This window comes from Pseudomonas fluorescens (assembly GCF_902497745.1).
Classification (GTDB): domain Bacteria; phylum Pseudomonadota; class Gammaproteobacteria; order Pseudomonadales; family Pseudomonadaceae; genus Aquipseudomonas; species Aquipseudomonas fluorescens_BM.
The window spans coordinates 300,891-323,009 of sequence record NZ_CABVHJ010000001.1 but is presented as its reverse complement, the minus strand read 5'-3'; the positions used below and the strand labels follow the sequence as shown (position 1 = coordinate 323,009).

Genomic DNA, 22,119 nt, shown 5'->3' with positions numbered 1-22,119 from the left:
GATGACATTCGAACAGGGAGCACTTTATGTTCAACCCAGCTAACGAAACCCACTTCAGCCTCAAGGTCGAAGACTACGTCGGCGACCTGCAAGTGCTGTCGTTCACCGGCACCGAAGGCATCAGCCAGCCGTTTCGTTTCGACTTGGAATTGGTCAGCGAAAACCCGGATCTGGATCTCGAACAGCTCCTGCATAAGCAGGCGTTTCTCGCATTCGATCCACAAGGCTCGGGCATCCACGGCCAGATCTACCGTGTCGCTCAAGGCGATGCCGGCAAGCGCCTGACTCGCTACAAAGTGTCGATGGTGCCGCAACTGCAATACCTGCATCACCGCACCAACCAGCGCATCTACCAGCAGATGTCAGCGCCGAAAATCATCGCGCTGATCCTCGAAGAACACGGCATCAAGGGCAACGCCTACAGCTTCCAGCTCAGCCAACCGTGCCCGGATCGCGACTACTGCGTGCAATACGACGAAACCGACCTGCACTTCGTCCAGCGCCTGTGCGAGGAGGAAGGCATTCACTACCACTTCCAGCACAGCGAAAAGGCCCACCTGCTGGTGTTCGGCGACGACCAGACCGTGTTCCCCGACCTCGGCCAGCCAACCGCGTATGTGCAGGGCAGCGGCATGGTCGCCGAAGAACCGGTGATCAAAGGCTTCAAGCTGCGCCTGGAAACCCGCACAAGCCGCACCACACGCCGCGACTACGACTTCGAAAAGCCGCGCCTGCAAATGGAAGCGGCTTACAAACCCGAAGGCGCTCTCGATAGCAAAGACGCCGAACCGGATCTGGAAGACTACGACTACCCCGGCCGTTTCATCGACCGCGCGCGCGGCAAGTTCCTCAGCCAGCGCGCCCTCGAACGGCACCGCGCCGACTACCGCCAGGCCGAAGGTCGCGGCGACCAGACCAAACTGGTCAGCGGCCACTTCATGGCCATGTCCGACCACCCGCGCAGCGAGTGGAACGACCTGTGGCTGCTCACCGAAATCTTCCACGAAGGCAAACAGCCGCAAGTCCTCGAAGAAGGCGTGACCAGCGACACCACCGACAACAAGGACGACTTCCACCAAGGCTACCGCAACACCTTCCTAGCCACCCCGTGGGACGTGTTCTACCGCCCGGCCCTCGAACACCCGAAACCGCGCGTACTCGGCAGCCAGACCGCCATGGTCACCGGCCCCAAAGGTGAAGAAATCCACTGCGACCAGTACGGCCGCATCAAAGTCCAGTTCCACTGGGACCGCGAAGGCCTCGCCGACGACAAAACCAGCTGCTGGCTGCGCGTCTCCAGTTCCTGGGCCGGCGACCGCTACGGCGCCATCAGCATCCCGCGGATCGGCATGGAAGTCCTCGTCACCTTTCTCGAAGGCGACCCCGACCAGCCCCTCGTCACCGGCTGCCTGTACCACAAGGAAAACCCGGTGCCTTACGCCTTGCCGGCGAACAAGACGCGCAGCGTGTTCAAAACGCTTAGTTCACCGGGGGGAGGTGGCTACAACGAGCTGCGCATCGAAGACAAGAAAGGTGCGGAGCAGATCTACATTCATGCGCAGCGGGATTGGGATGAGAACGTTGAGCATGACCAGAAGATTCGGGTCGGTAATGAACGTCACGACACGGTGGTGAAGAACACTTACACCGAGCTCAAGGCCGAAGAACACCGCACCACGATTTCCGATCGCAAGGTTGAAGCGAAGCTGGATGATCACCTCACGGTTGGGCAGAACCAACACGTCAAACTCGGCACGGCGCAGCTGACCAGTGTGGGGAAAGAGATTCACCTCAAGGCTGGGGACAAGATTGTTATCGAGGCGGGGACGGAGCTGACCATTCTTGGGGGTGGGAGCTTTATCAAGCTGGATGGCGGTGGGGTGACGGTGGTTGGGCCGGTGATCAAGATCAATGCCGGTGGCTCGGCTGGCTCCGGCACAGGGATCGGGATTAAGCCGCCGGTGCTGCCGGGGGCGGCGGATAAGGATAAGGCGGGGAGTTTGATGGATCAGGCGTTGTTGAATGCGCCGCCTGAGAAGGTTAAACCGAAGGCTTTTTTTGTGTTTTCCGAGTGATCGACATGAATCGTGTTTTGAAGAAGAGCAATGGCATCGCGATAGCGGTTTTCACCGCGTCGCTGTTGAGCCTGTTTCATGGCAGCGCTTATGCGGATGAATGTCCGTCCGAGGACTTTTCCCAGTTTCTGCCGGCGTTTTCTGCGAATGTCGAAACTCAACGGCGGTTGACTGCGATGACGGTGAAATCGCTGGTGTTGAAACCCGAAGGAGAGGGGCGGACTCTTGAGCCGCAAACGGCGGAGATCAACAGCTCCACATTGGCGTTTCCGCTGATGGCACCTTTAGCCACAGACAAGACAGACGGGGTTGAAGTCGAAATAATCGACGACAGTCACGTCAACGTTGTGGACAAGCGAGCGGGTAACAGCAACATCAAGATTTTCAATTTTTCTCGTCAGGCATGCTGGGTACTCGAGGGCGTCGAGAACTGGTCGATCAATGATAAAGACCTTGTTGAAGGGTCCACGCCGACCCTGAGTACCGCCGAGAACTTTTGCTATCAGCGTGCGCGAACTTACGGACGCCTTGGTGGCCTGGACAAATACTCCCTGACGGGAGAACTCTTTGAAGCAGCATTGGAAAACTACCTGTGTGCAGCAGCTTCCGGCGATCCACAGGCAAGTCTCAGTGCTGCCAGTCTGAGCCTTTCCGGAATGGCTTCTCAATTGGAAACAGAGAAGGTCGAAGCCCTGTTCAAGGCCGCCGCTACTACTCTGGCAAGCGGAGCTTCTGCATTGTCCACATTCTATTGTTATGGCAATGACACAGACCCCGAGGGTCCTTGTCAGCATCCTGAAGAAGCAGAAAGGGAATTGATTCGCGCCGCATCGATGGGCTCTTCCGATGCTCAAAATAAACTGGGTGATACGTTCGAGACCGGAAGATTGGTAACCAAGGATGCCTCCAGAGCACTGGATTGCTATCGCTTGGCCGCCAGTAAAGGAAATGCCATCGCCCTGAGTAATTTAACCAGATTGAAATCGCAAACCGCTGACGCCACAGAAACCAGCCATTGCTATTGATTTGCAGGATGCAGAAATGACAGAACCATTAGATTTAACGGGTAATTACGAAAACCGTGGCTACGTGTACAAGATGGGTGGCGATGGCATAAAAACAAATGCGGCCGGTAATAAGTTAATCGACTGTTCGCACATGGTTAATTTGTTGCTGACGGGGGCTGGCTACAAAATCCCGTATCAAGATACCCGTGTAATGGTGGATTCCACTTACTACACAACCGTGGTGCCACCCGACGTCAAGAAAGGTGATATCGCTCTTTGGATTAATGAAGATCCGCTGGGTGGTGGGGCCAAGTTATTTCACACCGGTATTGTTGTTGACGTTAATCCCACCGGTACCGCAGGCAAATTCTTCGGCGCCCAGACGAGGAAAGGGCCGTCATTTACTTATTTTGGCACTAAAGATCCGGCCTTCTACTGGCCCATTCCTACAAAGTTTCTCAGGGCTAAAGAAGAGTATAGAACCGGCGCAGCGGAACAACCTGCACCTGCGCCCGCTCCTGCGCCAAAGCCTGCTGGACCGGAGCCTGTTCTAAATTTTCAATTCCCTATAAGGAAGGCTGATGGGAAACAGTTCGACAGTGCCAATGAACTGTATACCGCCATCGAAAATGAGACCTCAGGTCAATACCTATTGGGTAGCTATAACTTTTGGCACGGTGGCATTCATATTAGTAATGCCAGTGCATCCTACTGTGTGAAAGATGAGCCTGTTCGATGCATGGCGGATGGTGTGGTTGTAGCCTATCGCCTCAACGAAGATTATTTGCAGTCGGAGTACGCTGGAGAAAAACCGGCCAAGCTTAAATACTCTAACTCTTTCTGCTTGGTTCGCCATGACTACAAGTCGCCCGCTAACCCGGAAGAAGGCCCGAACAAAGGTAAACAAAACAAGCTGGTATTTTTCAGTCTTTATATGCACTTGATGCCCTATAAAGGCTACTTGCCTACAGAGGAGGAGTTAGGTAAGCCGAAGATAAAGTTCACGGTGGGAGATTTTACTGCCCGCAGTGATTCTGAGGAAGGTCCGGAATGCGTGAAGTATGGGCTGATTTCTGCTGGATCTGTCTTTGAAGTTCTAGAAGAAAAGCTTGCCAGTAACGGTATCACTTACGCACGAGGCAAGTTGTTAAGTGGCAAGGTGCCTAACAGGAAATTAGGGGAAGAATCCTGGTTTGCTTATAAGAAAGACGGTGTGGCAGTCAAGAATAAAAAAGACACCGCGATCTGGAGCGCAATATTACCGCCGGAACGAACCCGGCCAGGCTATTGGAAGGGGCTGGTTAAGGCTCGTGTCAGCGCCCCGAACGGATTGCCATTGTTCGCAGCGCCCAAAGCCGTTGCTAACGGTGAAAGTGCTGGTGAGCCGCTGGGAGAAATGGCCCTTTGTTTGAACAGTGAAATTAAATTCGACGGCACCAAAGTATTTAATCTGAAGGTTGGAAGTTCTCTGGTTCGGATGGCTGAGTGCACCTGCCTGTCTGGCGGTTTGAGAGGCGCAGGAACGGTTCCGTCGACATTCTGGGCGAGCGTCGAAGATATCGGTAACGGTCGGATGGTCACGTGGGCCGAAGTCACACCTGCCGAATTCGATAAGGTAATTGCTTGCGAAGCAGCGATAAAAGCAGGCCATCCAATAGGGTTTTTAGGCTTGCAGGAGAACCTCGGGAAAGTTGAGGGTTCAATCTCTAGCAAATATCACGCTCATATTGAGATATTCACCAGTGATACGGGCCTCGATAAATTCTTGCAGAATGAAGCAGCCCTGAAAATTGGCATGAGTTACCTGAACCTGCCGGCGGGAACGGTACTTGCCAGTAAGACGTCCACGGGACAGCCTGCGACCCTTGAGTCCAAACATATAGTTCCTATGGGATCGGTTTCTGTGTTCAAAGACTCAAAAGGGATTGAGTGGTATGAGCCGACCGTTACAGAGAAAGATAAAAAGCTGACGGGCCTGATCAAAAAGGCAGATGTTACCTTTACGTCGTCAGGTGCTCAGTTGATATCTCAACATGATTGGGCAAAATTGGGATATGCAGTTGTAAAAGAGGGCGATGAGAATTCAGATGGTTTTCTTGATCCGAACTCGATGCCGCCTTTTTTCAAGGAACTCCATGCGAAACTCGACGCTTTGGGTGACAAAGATGGTGAGGTTACTTCTGCGGACTTGAACTCGGCATTGAAAAATGTGGAGTTTCGGGATAAATGGACAAAGTTGATTGCTTACCACCCCACCGAGTGGCAGGCGAAGTCTTCCGAGCCCAAATGGAGTCGTCTTGATCAACTGCTCGCTGAGTCGCCAAAGTTGCTGGAACATGAAAAAGAGCGGATTGATAATCTTGTTTTTTGGGATGAGCTGGCGGGTGCGTTACAGATGCCTCTTCCGAAACAGGTCTATCATTTTCACCCGATTGCGTTCGTCAATAATTTCATGAAGTTTGCCGTGCCTGGAAAAGGTTGGGCGCACAGTGCGTTTGCTAATTTGCTCGCGAGCGTTGAGTCGAATAATGATTACACGGCTTACAACAAGACCAAGGGTGGACTAAAAGCGTTTTATAAAACTGATTTGACTACGTTGACCATCGCTGAACTACAGCAGAAACAGAAGGACCGGGATATTTTTGCGGCGGGTCGCTATCAAATGGTTCCTGATACGATCAATGGTGCTGTGAAAAAGCTCGAACTTGCCTCCACGCTTAAGTTTGACGAAGAGACTCAGGATAAGATTTTTGAGGAATACTTGATAAAAGTTAAGCGCAAGGCATTCATCCAGTATCTGGAAGGCGATGGCGACGTCGAAAAAGCTGCCTATGCCTGGGCCTTGGAATTCGCCTCGGCAGGTGTAAGAAAGGGCAAGACCATTAGCCCGGTGCCGAAGAAAGATGAGCACGGAAACATCGAAATGAAAGACGGCAAACCGGTGATGCTGGCGAGGGTCGCAAGCTTTGAGGGACAGTCGTATTATGCGGGCGACGGTCTCAATACCGCTCACATTTTGCCGGCTGACATGGTTCGTGTTCTCGAGGAGTCAAAAAACAATGGCAAGTAAGTTATCAGCGTCCCGCTTGTTTTGGCTGGGCGCGCTTTTTCTCTTCTCGTGTTTTGCCAAGGCCGATGTGCCTCGGTTCGAAAACTATAAAGTCGACGAGGTTTTTAAGGGTCAACATCACGATGCTGTTGCCAGTGATGAAAATAAAAGCTGGGCTGAGGGGCGTAAAAAAGCCATCAAGCAACCGGTAAATTTTGCAGGCCATTATGTTGTTTACGCAAACGGCTGTGGCGGCGGGTCTATCTGTGGCGAAATTCTTGACGTGAAAACGGGGCAGGTTGTTACGTCCTTTCCTAATGCCTACTACATCATCGGAAATGACGGTACCGCACCCTACGCGGCCGTCTACAAGCCAGACAGCAAATTGCTCGAGATTATGGGTGTAGCGGCCGATCCGGAAGTGGATGTAGAGGGTAACGACCTCGAGGAGGGTAACCGGCAGCGCTTCTACGAGTTCGATGGCAAGAAGCTCACTCTGATCGAACTTGTCGATCAGTAAATTTGGTTTATTCCAAGGGGAAAGGTGACGGATGTGCCTCTGGCTAAGTCCGCACCTCCCCTTTCTCCAGCGTGTTCATTTCCTGCCTTGTCGCCATCAACTATCCCTGATGTTGCAACGACCCGTTTGCACTCCCGGGATTCCGGATGCAGGTGGGAGTAGGGCGGGTAAATGCAGTTCCACCCTCTAGCGGCATCACTAATCGGTCTGACTTGGACGATGCCGGCGTTAGCTGAAACCACCACATTGAGTCCCGTCAAAGGGGTCGACACGGCATTGGTCCCAAATCCGGCACGTTTGAAGAGTTACAGCCGGACTGCGGCGATGGCTTCGTTAACCTGCGCGTCGACAAAAAACGTAAGACGTTGCTCAGCACTTACTGGGGAATGAACGGGCCAGACCAATGCACCACCCGATTCACCAAATGCAAACCTGAATGACTCAAGGATGAACACCGTGAACCGTTTTGTTTTTACCCTGCTAGCCGCGCTGCTGCTGCCAGTTTCAGCAGCCTATGCGCAGGACGACTGCAGCCATGTCACCTCAAGTCTGGAAATGGTGCCCTGCTCGGAGGCGGCGAAGAAGGCTGCCGATACGCAGTTGAATTTCAGCTACAAGCAGCTAATGACGCGACTTGAGTCTGACTATCGAGCAGATCCGGCATTGGGCGCGGAATACGCGGCGAAGGTTAAAGAGTCGCAGCGTGCGTGGTTGAAATTGCGCGATGCCAACTGCCCTTTGGAGGCATTCGAAATCGAGACGGGGATGCCGGCGCATGTGTTCGCGGTTAACTCGTGCATCGCCAGAATGAGTCGTGAGCGCTCGGCGTATCTGGACAAGATCGTCCCTGCTCTTGCATCCGATAAGAGCGCTTCGACGGCTCCCACCAGCGACGCTTGCCCCTCGGAGGAGTTCGCGCCTTTCCTGACTGCGTTTTCCGCCAACAGCGAATCACAGCGCCGTCTCACGGCGATGACGGTCAAGTCGCTGGTGTTGAAACCGGTGGCGGGAAAGGAACGTAGTACCTTTGAGCCTTCGACCTCGGGTGTCAGTGGAACAACGTTCACCTATCCGCTGATGGCCGCCATCACACCCGGCAAGACACCTGGAGTCGAGATCGAGGAGGTCGATGAAAGTCACGTCAACGTGGTGGATAAAAGGGCAGGCAACAGCAATGTGAAAATCTTCAACTTCTCTCGTCAGGCATGTTGGGTGCTTGAGGGGATTGAGGATTGGTCGATCAGTGAGAAGGATCTTGTCGCAACAGAGAACCCAGGAATGAGCCGCGCCGAGAACTTCTGTTATCAACGTGCCGAAGCGTTAGGTGGGCTTGGGTTTCTTGAGCAATACCCGCTGACGGTGAAGTTGATTGAAGCGTCGCTGGAGAATTTTGTCTGTGCTGCAGAGTCGGGTGACGCACAGGCGAGCCTGTCGGCGGCAAGCCTGAGCCTTTCGCAAATGGCGTCTCAGTTGGAAACCCCTAAGGTCGAGGCGCTGTTCAAAGCAGCCTCGAAAATACCGAGTGGCGCGTTGGCCTATGCCACGTTTCTTTGTTCAGGAAACTCCACTGACTATAACGGCCCTTGCCTCCATCCCGAGCAGGCAAAAGAGCAGGTTATTCGTGCTATTTCCATGGGCTCGGCTGATGCGATGAATTATCTGGCCTCGACCTTTGAAGGTGGCGAGTTTGGAACGAAGGATATGTCGCGGGCGTTAGCCTGTTATCAGATGGCGGCTGACAAAGGTAATCAGTTGGGCATCTTCAACGTGGGGCGATTGGGATCGCAGGGCGCTGAACCTATCAAGGCCAGTCACTGCATCTGAAATGCCGGGTCATGTCTGATGCGTTTTCGCAGTCGTTGAGTCTGAATACGTCCGGTAAAACGTTTAGTTTTTGAGCGTCTGACGACTGCGATTTTCCTTTAAACTCCCCACCCCCAAGGAATGCGCTCAGGACACGGAATGCCAGCCCCCTCGACCTCGCTTCGCCCCGCGTTAGTGCTCTGGCTATACGCAGCCGCAATCGTGCACATTCTCGCCGGCCTCACCCTGACCTGGGCCGGCCATTCCGGATTACTCGACGGCTACCTGCACAATCTCGAACTCGCATTCTGGGGCGCTGATGCGGTACCTGCGGCCGGCCACGAACAACAAGTCTGGTGGCTCGCGCTGTTCGGCGCGACGTTGCAAAGTTATTCGTTGTACATGCTCGCGCTGGTGCACATCGGCAATCGGTTGAAAGCCCCGGCAGTGTGGGGCTGGTTGAGCGCCGGCATCCTGTTATGGGCGCCGCAGGACATGTGGCTCTCGGCGCAACAACAGGTCTGGTCGCACCTGTGGCTCGACGGTTTTGCGTTGCTGGTGTTGTTGCCTCCGTTGTTCTGGCTGTATCGGCATGACCGCCGAAAGTCTCCTGCAGTAAAGACTCCGAGCCAATCCAACCCGTTTGCCGGCGGCGCTTTCAAACACGTGCTGATAACCGGCGGCACCGGGTTTATCGGCGAAGCCTTGGTCAATCGATTACTCGACGCGGGCCATTCGGTCAGCGTACTGACGCGCGCTCCGTTGAGCGCGGCCAATCTATTCAACGGCCGCGTCCGCTGTGTGCATTCGCTCAGCGAACTCAGTCATGACGAAGCCTTCGACGTAGTGATCAATTTCGCCGGCGCCCCTGTCGCCGGCCCACGCTGGACTCCCAAACGTCAGGCGCAATTGCTCGCCAGCCGAGTCGGCACCACCGAAGCGCTGATGACCTGGCTGAAGAACACCAAGCACAAACCCGCGCTATGGATTCAAGCCTCGGCCATCGGTTTCTACGGCGTGCGCGATGCCAGCGAAAGTCTCGACGAACACGCCAGCAAGGGCGACGGTTTCATGGCTGAACTCTGTGCGCGTTGGGAAGCTGCCGCGCAACCGGCCACTGAGTTTGGCGTGCGTCAGGTGGTGCTGCGTCTTGGCGTGGTCTTTGGCTTGGGCGGTGCGTTGACGCCGTTGCTGCTGCCATTCCGCTTGGGTTTCGGCGGGCGCATGGGCGACGGTCGGCAGATCATGAGCTGGGTGCATCGCGACGATGTGCTTCAGGTGATCGCGCGGGCTTTCAACGACGAAAATCTGCGTGGCACCTACAACATGGTCGCGCCCGAGACGGTCAGTCAGGCCGCGTTCGCCGAGCAGGCCGGCAAGGTCCTCAAGCGCCCGGTGTGGTTGCACATTCCCGCCGCGCCAGTGCGTGCAATGGCGGGGGAGATGGCGCAGCTGTTTTTCGATGGTCAGCGCGTGGTGCCGCAGCGTTTGACCGAGGCCGGCTACACATTCCGCTATCCAACCCTCGACGCCGCTCTGCGCGATCTGACCTGAGGCTCGTCCATGAGCAAGCCGTTGATGTACCTGCTGGCCGGCAACGGCAGCGCCGCCGATTGGTGGGATGACGCGCTGCCGCACTTCCAGCGCTACGACGTGGTGCCGCTGGAGTTGCCGGGCTTCGGCGCGAATCCGCAGCCGCCTTGCGAGGATCTGGCGGACTACGCGCAGACCTTGCTGGCGATGACGCAGCAGGGCAGCGCGATCATGGCGGTCGGGGTCAATGCGTTGCTGGTGCTGCACGCGTTGCAGCGTCGGCCCGGGCACTTTTTCCGCAGCGTTTTGTTGGCGCCGGTCGGTGCATTTTTGTGGCAGCGTCGCTTGCCGGCACTGATGTCGCCGCTGCCGATCCGCAAGACCATCCACTGGCTGCTGTCGAACAAGCCCACGCTGTTCGCCCGCAAGTTCTCCAACCAGACCTGGACGCCTGCGCAGTACCAGCGCATGGGCGCCGGCTATGCGCGCTGCCGTGCGTTTGTGCCGCACTGGGATCTGATTCGCGCCGACACTGCGCTGCCGCTGCTGGAGTGGATCACCGATCCGGTCGAGCTGGTCTGGGGCGATCAGGACGCGGTGCTCGGCATCGAGCAAGCGGCGGCGTGGTCGGCGATTCTTGCGCGCGCTGATCTGACCATCAGCCTCAAATCTGGTTGGGGTCATTACCCGTGGATCGACTCGCCCGCGCAGTTCGCGCAGTGGCTGGAGTCGGGCGAGCGCGGGTTTGTCGCGCACACCAAGGGTGGGCGTTTGCGCCTGGCTGAACTGGCCCGGCAAGCGGTACCGGCAGCGCTGACCCTCAACGATTGCACCGATCCGCGTCTGCCGGCATTTCTCGTCGCCCAACCTGATGTGACCTGGGCGGTGCGCTCCTCCAGTTACGGTGAAGATCAGGCCGACTCGGCGAATGCCGGTTTGAGCACCACCTATCTGCGCGAGCCGTCCGCCAATGTGCCGAAACGCATTGCCGAACTGACGGCCGAAGGTGTCGAGGAAGTGGTGGTGCAACGCTTCATCACCCCGGTAGTGTCCGGGATCGCTTTTGTGCGCCATCTCTCGGTAGAACTGGAATGGGTGGAAGGCCATCTCGAATCGCTGGCCGACGGTCACGTCAGCCCCTCGCGGGCAACGCTTTCGCGGCTCGGCGATGCCTGGCGCAGCGGCGCGTTCACGCCGTCCCACGGTTTGACCGAAGACCTGCTCTGGCGCTTTTTGCAAGACGTACTGCGCGTGTTCCACTATGTGGCCGGCGATGTCGAATGGGCCTGGGATGGTGCGCAATTGTGGTTGCTGCAATACCGGCCGATCAGCGATTACGGCTGGCGCAGACACCTGACCGCCGCGAACATCGCCGAGATCCTGCCGCCGCAACCGAGCGTGCTGGTGGAATACGCCCAGCGCCGAGCAGCCGCGAGTATTCCGGCGATCATGGCGCGTTGGGATGCGCGGGTGTTGCAGGACAACGAGCCTTTCACCGCGGTGTTCGGCGGCGCGTCCTATATCAACAATGATCTGTTTCTTGCAAGGCTGGCCGACTGGGGCATCAGCGCCGATAACTACGCGGGTGAAGTTGGCGGCGCGACGCCACATCTGCCGTGGCAACCGCTGAAGATGCTGCGTTCGTTGCCGCTGTTTTTGCGTATGCAACGCAAGGCTCGCGGCCATTTGCTGAATCTTGAAAACGGCTTGCAGCGCTTCGATCGGGAACTGGCCGAACTCGTCGCCCAAGCTGCCGATGGCCAACAACTAGCGGACTGGTTCACCCGGTTTTACGTGTTCGTGGTGCAAGGCAATCTGTGCATCGCCACAGCGCTGGCGAGCAGCGGCGGTGATTGGCTGGGCCGCCCGCCAACCGCTTACGACAACCTTGAAAACAGTCCTCACCGCTTGCCTTGGGAAACCGATCCGGCCACCCCTCGACCCGCGTCGAGTGAGCTGCCATTACAACCATTCCCGCAATGGCCAGGTCTGATCCGCCTCGCCCATTCGAGCGGCCTGCCGGGCCTGCGTGGTTACTACCTGCAAGTGCGCGAGTGGTATCGCGACAACCTGATGCGCATCTTCTTCCGTCTGCACCACGCCATGCCACTGGCGGACCGCGAGCATTGGTTCGCGCCGCATCCCGACGTACGCACCCGCGACGGCAGCTTCTGGCAGGACGGTCGCGAAGGTGCGGAGCTGGCCACCGGGTTCATGATTTATCCGGGGCAGGTGCAAGGCATCCTCGGCGCCGACATCTTGCTCGAAGACACCCTCGATCCGGGGCGGCACGCGCATTACCAAACGGCGCGGGCGGTGATTGCGCGGATGGGTGGGCGGCTGTCGCATGGCTCGACGTTGTTGCGGGAGCTGCGCAAGCCGTCGGCAGTGATACCGCAGGTGGATCCGGCGTGGGTGGGGTGTGAGGTGGTGTATCGGGATGGGGATTTGGAATTGATCAATTCGAAGGATGCGAAGTGAAACTACGATACCTCCGCGAATTGATCTTTGGTCTGGTCGCGTTTTTACAGGTGGGTTATGTGACTGGCGCAGGTCCTGTATTGGTCGGTAACGAGCCCGGCCAGTCGCCGGTTGCGCAAGGCCCGACCGAGACAATTGTAGACATGGGTTCGTGTCGGTTCTCCATGCCGCTGCTGCAGAACCAATGGCTGAAGTTCGACGATTTCTATTCGGTATTTATCGCAGCCAAACAACTGCCCAAACCGTCAAGCGCCCCCAGCTTGTGGCAAGCGCAGACGTCGAGTGGTGCCGACTGGCACTTCGAGAAACACGGTGACCTCAGCCAGCCGTGGTTTGGTTTGATGTGTGAAAACTCGGAGTACTTTTCGCTTCTCACCGACTGGAAACCCCCGGTAGACGATGCGTTTGCGGTGCAAGTCCTGCGTGACGACAACGACCGCAGGTGTCCGGCGACTCGTACCGATCAGGGCTGGGTGCCAAACTCTCTGGCGGGTCGTGCGAACACCTACACCTTCGAACAATGGGGTGGGGAGAACTCTTCGGGTTTCATCTTCGGTTTCCACGACAAGTCACGACGGCACATTACCCGCATCGCTTTTTGCCTGCTGAGGGGCAAAGACGTGCTGATCGGCTCGGCGGAATCGGGTTCATCCACCCCATTGGCGATCAGCAACGAAGGGTTCGAGCAAATCAGGAAAGCGGTGCGCGGCATTGCCTTCGAATGAACACACCCACAATGACTTGCGTCGATGGAGTTACAGCGTGAAAGGAATTTCAGTTCTTCTCGGCAGCTTGATATTGGCTGCCGCATCCATGGCATTCGCTGCCGATCCAGCCTTCAAGGATTACATCGTCACGCCAGTTTTCACCGGCCCCAACCATAAGCTGGTGCCGCAAGAGAACAGCAGCCCAATGATGGAACAGGCACGGGTGCAAGCCCTGAAAGGCAAGGTCAACTTCGCCGGCCATTACATCCTGCACAGGCTAGGCTGTGGCGGCAGCGCCATTTGCGGCGAGGTGCTGGACGCCCAGACCGGTGAAGTGGTTGGCGGTCTGCCCAATGCTTACGACGGCAGCACGTTCGGTATGGTTTACCAGCCCGACAGCCGCTTGATCATCGTCTCCGGCATCACGCTCGACGGCGAAGAAGATGCGCAGGGGAATGCGTTGGAAAGTGGTAACCGGGATCGTTACTACGAGTTTGTGAGCAACGAATTCCGGCTGCTGAGCATGACCGACGTGGAATCGTCGCCGATGGATGAGGAGTGAGTGGATGAACCGGTTTTTCATTCGGCCTGTGCTGATTGCGCTTTCGCTTTTACCTCATTCACTGCCCGCGATTGCCAGCGAAGGGAGTTGCTACGGCTACCTTACTGAGCTTGTCAGGAGCAGCGATTTTCCGTTTCGTTATGTCGGCAAGGACAAGGTCAATTTGCTGATCGACGAGGACGACGGTGAAGTAGTGCGCGCTCAGCTGTTTTTCGACACCGACGGCACCGGAACAATCGGCTGGATCAAATACACCCCGGCTACTCACGAATTGCTCAATACCTCGGCCGAGCTGGATGACCCGGTGGCATTGTCATTCGATGCCAAGTTTGCGGACGGCTATGCGAAGTGCTTGGCGGAACAACAGGCCGGCTAACGGCGAAAAGGATTTCTCAATGAATCAGCTTTTGTTCGCCGGGAGCCTGGCATGGTTGTTCTCTTCCCCAGCCTTCGCCGCGCCGACGGATGCTTACACCCAACGCGATGTCATGCAGTGCGGCGGTGTTGAAGTGGTGTTGGTGTCGTCCTGCCGATCGGTGACGGTGGATGGTGCGCAAACCCACGTCATCCCGGTCTGCTCCGACCAGACCATCAATATCGGTAGCAAGGTGCTTCGACGCAATATCAGCAAAGTTTCGCAGCTCACTTCCGACGGTGCGAAGACGAAGATGTTGAGCAATGTTGTTGTGGCGATGGATTGCGTGGAAGGCACCAAGGGCAGTCTTGTTTCGATAGGCGGATATGGTGGTTGCGGTGCCTGCGGGGAGTGGCACGGCTATTACTCGACAACAGGGCGATTGGAGCAATACAGCTTCGATAATAACCAGCGCTCGTTTGGCTCGAAGGGATCTCGGGACGAGCTGATCAAGGCCTATGGCGTTACGAAGAGACAGTTAATGTCAGAAAGCCCGGCGGTGAAGAGGATCGTCTATGGCCAGCCTTAAGTGGGTGTTGATGATCAGCAGTTTGTTCAGCGCTACCAATTTCTCGGCAAGAAGAAGCGCAGCGTTATTACCGCGAGTACCGCGACGCGATGAGTGCCGCCGGTAAAGCGCAGAAGATTCCGCAACGCGTCGTTGAGCGATCTGAAATTCAGGGACTGAAACAGTGAATATGTTCTTCCGCTTTATCGTGTTGAGCCTTGGGCTGCTAACCACTTCATACGCACTCGCTGCCCCCCAAGTCCTGAAGGAAATTCCGGCTAGCTTGCTGGGTGATGCATCACGGCAAAAGGTATTTGTGCTGGCGGGCGATGCGGACGAAGTTTCTAACCGATTGTTGATTGCGCCGGAACAAGCGCGTGATGAGGACATATTGCTCGATACGTCGAAGGCGCTGCCTCTGATCAAGAGTCAGTACTCGTCTGCGCTTCAGGGTGTATTCAGCGTCCATGTACTCAAAGGTCGCCCTGGCGTCATGACCGTCATTGATCCACAGGCTGAGGAAGCTGTGGTCAAGCAGCCGTTCGTTGAGGCTGGGGATTACATCGCGCTGGTAACCAGCGAGGAAGATAACGCGGTTTACAACTTCAACCTGTTGTTCGCCTTCAATAGAGGCTCAAAGCAGTTTGAGCTGAAAGCTCTGCTGGAAGTGACGAACAACGACTCCTGTGATCGGTCGCTTGTCAGCGTAGTGGAGTTGCCGGTGCAGACATTGGGCCCGATCACTCTCGCCTCTTTCGATGGGCGTGGGGCGCTGCAGAAGCTGCAGGTTGCTCGTACTGGCAGTATTGAGGGCGTTAGAAAGAAATTGATGACCGTCGATTCGGCTGATTTGCTGAATATGGCGCTGGCAGCCTACCGAAAGGGTGATGACTCTTCCTTCAAGGATACGATGAGCTACGCGTTGATGGGCGGTGGCTCGCATGACACTTGTCCCCCGGGATAGCTATATCGTCGCAAAGTACTACTACCCGCAGCGTCCCGGCTGGTCCAACGACCTCGGTTTTCTGCTCGGCGAGGCGGGTTACTACGCTGAGTCGATTGAGTTGCTCAACGCAGTGATTGCTAACCACCCAAACAGGACGGTTGCTTACCTGAATCTCGCTGACAGTTATTGGGCCGTGAACGATAAAGAGCGGGCGGTGGCGGCGTACAAGCAATACGCATCGCGAATGTCTGAAGCGGGAAAAGCTTCGAAAATCCCGGCGAGGGTGGGTGAGCGCAGCGCTGTGGCGCCCGAGGCGTGACAAGAGCTCGTTGAGTTGCCGTAACTGTGTGTTCTGTACCGATGAACCGCTAAAGGAATGTTCGGTTTGAAATTTTCGTCTGCATTGTTTTCCGCGTTGCTCGTTTTCGTTCCTCTGGCGGCTCATAGCGAGGTCACGACCGAGGTTTTTTGCTTCCGCTCCCACGAAGGCAAGCCCATAAATTTTGAGTTCAGAACCTATTACGATTCTGTCGCCAAGTGGAGCGGTGCTGGCGTCAAGTACAGCAAGTCGAAGAAGGCCATCACTCTGGTTCATCGCAATACTGAACAAGAGGAACTGGTCTATGGCCGGCCCTACCAGTACACGACAACTTGGGTTGAAGTAGTTGATGGCGCACTGACAGGTGAGTATCAGATGGTCACTCAGGGTGGCCGGGTTGATGCGATGTCGTATACGAATTACAAATCCGCAAAGAAGTATTCGTTTGAAAACGATTACAACGTGGATTCGAAACCTGAAACAGGTTGCCAGTGGTGAAGCAGGGAATATTCAGAAAGGGGACTTAACGTCCCCTTTTTTCATCCACAAACTTCGCTACTGCTTGGCCGCCACGTTTCGCACTTCAATCTGGTCGAGTGTTCCTTCCACCATCAATCTCACGCCGTCTGCCATCCTGCTTAGGGCTAGTGCCACCGAGCGGCGGGAGCCGTGGAGGTCGTCGGCGAGGTCGCAGGCGATGACGCTGATGGACAGGAGATCTTCGGAGGCGTTGGCCATGAGGGCTTCGGCGTCGGTGCCGGGGGAGAGTTTGAAGAGGCCGTTCTCACGTTTGGGATGCGGTTCGACGGCTGGTTTGAAATGGTGGTCGAGGGCGCGCTCGGCGGCTTCGTGGAATTTCTTTGATTCCAGGGTTTCGTAGGGCGAAACGTCTGGGTTTTCGGGGGGATTGGGTGTTGGTTTGATCATGGTGCAGCTTCCTGAAGTTATGAGGCCGACACCAATTCGCTTTGCACTTCGAATAGGTGGCAGCTGTGCGTTGGTGTGCAAGACCGGTTCAGGAACCCGGCAGACCCGAAGGTCTCCGACGCACAGCCGCCATAACGATCGGGAGCATAGGAAAACGCTCGGCGAAACGCCACTAACGATTGTGCACCTGAACCGGACTTGCACGTCCGGGCCACCGATTTTGCGGCGACCCACAGAGCCTATCCCCACCGCACCAACTCGCCTAGTTCATGGACAGCACCGCACTTTGCAGGAAATTTCCCATAGATTCGCGGGCCGGAAGATCAAAAGATCGCAGGCTTCGCCGGCTCCTACAGGGATGTGTTTCAACAGGTGTAGGAAAGGTGAGTGGTGAGACGCGGAGCGTCTCGGGATGCATTCCCACGCGGAGCGGGGGAACGATCAGTGGGCGAGCGCTGAATCGTGACTTGGCAGTCATCGTGCGCGAAATGGTCTGCATCCTCTTCCAACCGCGCCAGATACTGGCGTTATCGTCCGAATCCCTTACACTGCCCCGGCCGTTCATTTTCCTTTTGAGGCTGTGCGCATGAAATTTCGTTTTCTTCTGTGGATGATGGGTTTGTTGATGGGTAAGGCCAGCCGGACAAATCCTGCGTTCCAGCAGCAGTTGGGTGACAAGGATCTGGTGTTTCAGTTGCAGACGCTGGATGGGAAAGTGGCGCGGCATTTCGTGGTCAAGGATCAGCGTATCACCAGCAAGTCTGGTGTAGTGGCAGAGCCGGCGTTTGCGATTGCGTTTAAAGATGCCGGTTATGGCTTTGCGACGATGCAGGCGAAGAACAAGCAGTTGGCGTTTATGCAGGGGATTCAGGACAAGTCGATCCAGCTCAAGGGCAATCCGGCGCTGGTGATGTGGTTTCAAGGGTTGATGAAGTATTTGAAACCAAGAAAGGCGAAGGCTAAAGCTTAAGAAGTCGCTGGCTTGAACAAACCCATGCGCGCGCACTGAATAACGGTGCGCTTGTCTTGTAAGGCCATCATTGCGGCTCGCAAAGACAATCGGACTGTCATTTCTATCAGGTGTTTTGTGCATCGTCGCGATGCTCTACTCAAGTTCCAGTTCCGGCCTTAAGGGACTTCACCGACTTGATGGAGCAAGCTCATGACGCAGACACACAGTATTTCGACCCCCAAGTCTCTCGATCCGACATTTGCTCAGGATGGCGTGCTGACCTTACCGATACCCGGCATCGCGGGCGACGAAGCGGCGGCGGTCCTGGCGCTGCCCGATTCTAAATTACTCGTTGCGATACCTTTAACGGGAGCGAATGCCCCGGTTGCCATTGCGAGGCTGAATGACGACGGTTCGCTGGACGAGACCTTCGGTCCGGCGCGCAGAGGTTTCGTTGAAATAGCGCTGGAAGGGGCTCGGATCAGCTATGTCTCCGGTCTCGATGCGCTCGAGGATGATGGTTGGCTGATACGCCTTCAGTATTTCTCGACTACCTCCGATGACGTTGGCCTCGTACTGGTCCGCCTGAAAAAGACCGGTGAACTGAACGAAACGTTCGGCACCAACGGCGTGCGGTTCATCTCCCATTATGGCAACCCCGACCCCGCTAGCGCGCCGCGCAAGACCAGTCATCCGAGCAGCAGGTTCTCTCAGACTGCGCACGCTTCATTACGGTCAACGGCCCTGAAGGTGGGCGGCAAAATCGTCCTGCTTCATCTCGTGTTTTTTGCTGATGCGCCATTGCCAGTGGGCGTTGTGATACGTCTGCAAGCGGATGGCTCCCTCGATCGATCATTCAACGGTTCGGGCTATGTGGTTGTGAATGTCGCCACATCGAATAACGTCTCCGGTATCGCCGTTCAAGCCGATGGCAAGGTGCTGGTCTGCGGTGCATACCAGGACGGATCGGGAGGCCGTGGAGTTTTTCTGGCGCGTCTGGACACAAATGGCGCGCTGGACAGTCGATTCAACAACGGCCTGGCCTTGTTGATTCCCGACGATGAAGGCGAGAATTTTCTGCAATCGATTTCGGTACGTGAAGGCGATGGCAGGATTATCGTCGCGGGCCAAGCCCTGCGTAATGGTCTCGACGGTGGGTTGATCGCTGCATTCACGACCAGCGGCGCGGCAAACCTTGTGTTCAATAATGGCAAGCCGCTGTTTTCGCCGTTACTAAAAGGGTTGGCGTGGACGCATACCTCGCAGGTGGGTGGTTCGATCGTTGTTGTCGGGCAGGGTGAGTCAGCCGTGGTGACGGCGCGTTTTCTTGCTGATGGAAAACCGGATACGGCTTTCAACGGTACGGGGCATGCGTTGTTTGAAGACAGCGCAGGGGAAGCCTTCGCGCGAGGTTTGGCCGTCATGGGGGACAGCCGGATCGTGGTGTGCATTGAACTCTCCGTCCATTCTGATCTTCCCAAAGTCCCTGGGCGTTTCGTGCGCTATCTGGCGGGTACGCCGTCTTTGAATAACGATCCGACCTTTGGCGATGGTGGCATCCTCAGATTTCCTTTCCCCGGGTTCACGGGATATGACGTCAGGGCACTGCTGGCGCTGCCGCAAAACAAATTGCTGGTTGCCGTTCGCCTTTCAACACCCGGTGCGCCTACACGGATCGTTCGCCTGCTTGAAGACGGTGCTCTCGACTCACCTTTCGGTGGAGAAGACTCCGGCTACGTCGAGATCAGGCTGAAAGAAAGTTTTTACATGAGTCGGATCCTCGGGTTTACACCGCTAAGCGATGGCGGTTGGCTGGTTGGTGCTCAGTACACGGAAGAGGGCGCGAATAACTCGACGGGCCTGGTGCTGGTCAGACAGCGAGAGGACGGGCAACTGCAGACGTCTTTCGGGGAACAAGGTGTGCTCTATCTTCCCTACGCGAAGATGGGCGGCGGCGGATATACCGGGGTGGCGCAAGCGTCTGCCAGCGGTGCCGCAGTGGCTGGCGCAGCAGGGCTGGTCGCGCAACAACTGGACGAAAAAATCGTCGTGGTCAGTACCGTTGAGGATGCTGCCGGACGGACAAAAGGTATCGCTCTGAGGTTCGATCCGAACGGTTCTCCCGATACGACCTTCAACGGCACTGGCTTTGCGTTCATAGAGCTTGCAGAGATTTCGCCTTCTGACATCGTTGCGCAAGCGATCGCGACCCAGGCGGATGGCGCCGTGGTGATCTGCGGCCATTACTTCGCGAAGAGTGCGCATGGCGCCTTTGTTACCCGTCTCAACGCCACGGGCAAGGTTGACGCAGACTTTGGAAACAACGGCGCGGTGGACGTGCCCCACGATGAATGGGTCAGCCTGGACGTTGCGGCAATAGTCGACGACAAAATCGTTGTGGCCGGCGGTGCGGCGGTGGACAACGTCTCTCATGGTTTGATTGCAGTGCTCAATTTCAGCGGCTCCTACAATCGGGTGTTCAATGGTGGTCAACCACTGATTTCGTCACCTGTCTCCCAAGGTGTCAGATGGTTGCATTGCGTGCCGCGTACGGACGGTTCAGTCATCGTTTGCGGTAGCAGTGGCACTGGGGTGCTTGATGAGAATCTCAGCGCGGTCACCGCACGCTTTCTGGCGGATGGTTCTCCCGACGCCTCTTTCTTTGGTTCGGGATTTACCGTTTTCAATGAAAGCGCGGGTTTCGAATACCCCCACGGCATGGCGGTAATGGACGATGGGCGTATCGTGGTGGGCGGAGTGTATTTCACCGACTCTGGGTACGATAAAGGCTGGGTGATCCGTTACCTGGACAAGTCGGCTTAAGCCGGAGGTTGAATACATCGCGGGCAGCGTCGCTCCAACTGGAGCTCGCTTGCCCGCTTTGCATTCAGGCCTGGCTGAACTGCGAAGCCAGTTCGCGCAATAACACCTCGGCCTCAAGCACTTTGCTGACGACGTCGTTGGCTTTGTCGCGAGTCAGGCCCACACGTTCAAGCAGCGCATCCGGAATATCTTCATCCGGCCCAGAGCCAATCCCGCGGCTGCGCAGCAGACGCACGGCCAGGCAGACGAGGTTCGGGTATTCGGCGTAGGCGCCGTCGTAGCTTGGGTCGTGCTGGAAGCGCAGGGCGGTGGCCAGCTCATCGGGCATGTCCCAGTAGCGCATCAGCCACGAGCCGATCTGTTCGCGGCTGATACCGAGCAGGTGTTGCTCGATGTAGCTGTGGCACAGGTGCGGGTTGACCTCCAGGTGGCGGCAGATCAGTGAGAAGTGCGGCGGGAACACGTGGGCCAGCAGCAGGTAACCGAAGTTGTGCAGCAGGCCGGCCAGATACGTCAGACCGGCTTCCGGGCGCTGGGCGCGTGGCATGGCGCGGGTCAGGCCTTCGATGACGGCGGCGGTGTAGATCGACTGCTGCCAGTACGGCGTGGTGTGCTGCGGGTGGTCCTTCGGCAGGCTCAGGGTTTTGCCGAGGGCCAGGCCCAGTGCGAGGTTGATCACCAGATCGAAGCCGAGTACGCGGACGATCGCGTCTTCCACCGAACGAATCTTGCCCGGCGAAGCGTAGTACGGCGACGCCGCCCAGCTCACCACTTGCGCGGCCAGCGCCGGGTCCGTTTCAACGACGCCGGTGATGTCGTCAATGGTGGCGTTGGGGTCGACGCGCAGTTTGATGATTTTTTGCGCGGTTTCGGCCAGCGGCGGAATCTCGATGGTCGCTTCCAGACGTTGCTGAATGCGCCGCGCGGTGAACGCTTGCACGGCCTGGGTGATTTCCTCGCGGTCATCGTCCGGGCGGTCGAGGTTCGGGCGGATGCTGCTCAGGGCTTCGCCGAAGTTGGCGGCGCTGGCCTTGGTCAGCATGGTCTTGAAGTCTTCGCTGGCGATTTCCAGCAGCAGGCCCGGCTCGCCGGAGTTGATCAGCAACTTCGGTTCGCGCAGCAGGCTTTCTTCGTAGAGGCACGGCGAACTGGTCAGCGCTGGCAGGCCCGGCAGCAGGCTGAGACTGTGTTTGCCGAGCATTTTCTCCAGACGCTCGGTGGATACGGCGGTGAGGCGCCGGCCAGTCAGTTCGGCGAGGCGATTGAGATCCAGCAATTGGCTCTGCGGAAACAGCACCATCAGCGCGCCGACGGCGTCGTCCAGCAACACGGCTTGTACCTTGCGCGAAGCATTGAGGCCGTGGTGGTCGAGCACTTCTTCGTAGGCTATGCCCAGCTTGCCTAGCAGCAGCCGAATGACAGACGGCGCGTGCGGGGATTCGGGGGCGAGAGAGGCTTCGGTCATGATCTGTATCCGTTTTTGAAACAATGG

General features: G+C 56.7%; 18 protein-coding genes. 16 read left to right on the top strand and 2 right to left on the bottom strand.

The window, feature by feature from the left end; genetic code table 11:
• The first annotated feature begins 26 nt into the window (after positions 1–26).
• From F8N44_RS01565 to F8N44_RS01495, 14 genes are all read left to right on the top strand, one after another.
• Entirely contained in the window at positions 27–2,075 is a 2,049-nt protein-coding gene (locus F8N44_RS01565) for a type VI secretion system tip protein VgrG (protein WP_150649048.1), read from the top strand.
• A 5-nt stretch (positions 2,076–2,080) separates the two neighbouring features.
• Complete coding sequence (locus F8N44_RS01560) at positions 2,081–3,100, top strand: tetratricopeptide repeat protein (RefSeq protein ID WP_150649047.1); 1,020 nt, start codon at positions 2,081–2,083, stop codon at positions 3,098–3,100.
• Positions 3,101–3,116: 16 nt separating this feature from the next.
• Positions 3,117–6,152: a hypothetical protein gene (locus F8N44_RS01555; RefSeq protein WP_150649046.1), complete on the top strand. Its 3,036-nt coding sequence runs from the start codon at positions 3,117–3,119 to the stop codon at positions 6,150–6,152.
• The gene (locus F8N44_RS01550) at positions 6,142–6,651 is read left to right on the top strand and encodes a hypothetical protein (RefSeq protein ID WP_150649045.1); all 510 of its coding nucleotides are present in this window, start codon (positions 6,142–6,144) and stop codon (positions 6,649–6,651) included. The genes F8N44_RS01555 and F8N44_RS01550 overlap by 11 nt, the downstream gene beginning before the upstream one ends.
• Positions 6,652–7,107: 456 nt before the next feature.
• Positions 7,108–8,475 (top strand): lysozyme inhibitor LprI family protein, encoded by a 1,368-nt coding sequence (locus F8N44_RS01540; RefSeq protein WP_150649044.1) that lies wholly within the window; start codon positions 7,108–7,110, stop codon positions 8,473–8,475.
• A gap of 138 nt (positions 8,476–8,613) precedes the next feature.
• A complete protein-coding gene (locus tag F8N44_RS01535; protein ID WP_150649043.1) occupies positions 8,614–10,008 on the top strand; it encodes a TIGR01777 family oxidoreductase in 1,395 nt (464 codons plus the stop codon).
• A 9-nt stretch (positions 10,009–10,017) separates the two neighbouring features.
• Positions 10,018–12,468, top strand: coding sequence for an alpha/beta hydrolase (locus tag F8N44_RS01530; RefSeq protein ID WP_150649042.1), 2,451 nt, complete (start codon positions 10,018–10,020; stop codon positions 12,466–12,468).
• On the top strand, positions 12,465–13,193 hold the full coding sequence (locus F8N44_RS01525; RefSeq protein WP_150649041.1) for a hypothetical protein: 729 nt from the start codon (positions 12,465–12,467) through the stop codon (positions 13,191–13,193). Before F8N44_RS01530 ends, F8N44_RS01525 begins: the two co-directional genes overlap by 4 nt.
• An 88-nt stretch (positions 13,194–13,281) precedes the next feature.
• Positions 13,282–13,737: a hypothetical protein gene (locus F8N44_RS01520; RefSeq protein WP_150649219.1), complete on the top strand. Its 456-nt coding sequence runs from the start codon at positions 13,282–13,284 to the stop codon at positions 13,735–13,737.
• A gap of 4 nt (positions 13,738–13,741) precedes the next feature.
• Positions 13,742–14,113, top strand: coding sequence for a hypothetical protein (locus F8N44_RS01515; protein ID WP_150649040.1), 372 nt, complete (start codon positions 13,742–13,744; stop codon positions 14,111–14,113).
• A gap of 19 nt (positions 14,114–14,132) precedes the next feature.
• Complete coding sequence (locus F8N44_RS01510; protein ID WP_150649039.1) at positions 14,133–14,681, top strand: hypothetical protein; 549 nt, start codon at positions 14,133–14,135, stop codon at positions 14,679–14,681.
• Positions 14,682–14,844: 163 nt separating this feature from the next.
• Positions 14,845–15,624, top strand: coding sequence for a hypothetical protein (locus F8N44_RS01500; RefSeq protein ID WP_224794714.1), 780 nt, complete (start codon positions 14,845–14,847; stop codon positions 15,622–15,624).
• Positions 15,602–15,925, top strand: a complete 324-nt coding sequence (locus tag F8N44_RS31545; RefSeq protein ID WP_224794713.1) for a tetratricopeptide repeat protein — start codon at positions 15,602–15,604, stop codon at positions 15,923–15,925. The genes F8N44_RS01500 and F8N44_RS31545 overlap by 23 nt, the downstream gene beginning before the upstream one ends.
• 66 nt (positions 15,926–15,991) lie before the next feature.
• Positions 15,992–16,423, top strand: coding sequence for a hypothetical protein (locus F8N44_RS01495; RefSeq protein WP_150649038.1), 432 nt, complete (start codon positions 15,992–15,994; stop codon positions 16,421–16,423).
• 57 nt (positions 16,424–16,480) lie between these two features.
• On the opposite strand, the gene F8N44_RS01490 is transcribed toward F8N44_RS01495, so the two are convergent.
• Entirely contained in the window at positions 16,481–16,852 is a 372-nt protein-coding gene (locus F8N44_RS01490; protein ID WP_150649037.1) for a DUF6124 family protein, read from the bottom strand.
• 586 nt (positions 16,853–17,438) lie between these two features.
• Here F8N44_RS01490 and F8N44_RS01485 point away from each other — a divergent pair.
• Positions 17,439–17,822: a hypothetical protein gene (locus F8N44_RS01485; protein ID WP_007920327.1), complete on the top strand. Its 384-nt coding sequence runs from the start codon at positions 17,439–17,441 to the stop codon at positions 17,820–17,822.
• Positions 17,823–18,014: 192 nt separating this feature from the next.
• Positions 18,015–20,627, top strand: a complete 2,613-nt coding sequence (locus F8N44_RS01480) for a hypothetical protein (RefSeq protein WP_150649036.1) — start codon at positions 18,015–18,017, stop codon at positions 20,625–20,627.
• A 64-nt stretch (positions 20,628–20,691) separates the two neighbouring features.
• On the opposite strand, the gene F8N44_RS01475 is transcribed toward F8N44_RS01480, so the two are convergent.
• Positions 20,692–22,092, bottom strand: a complete 1,401-nt coding sequence (locus F8N44_RS01475; RefSeq protein WP_150649035.1) for an aminoacyl-tRNA deacylase and HDOD domain-containing protein — start codon at positions 22,090–22,092, stop codon at positions 20,692–20,694.
• Between the last annotated feature and the right edge of the window lie 27 nt (positions 22,093–22,119).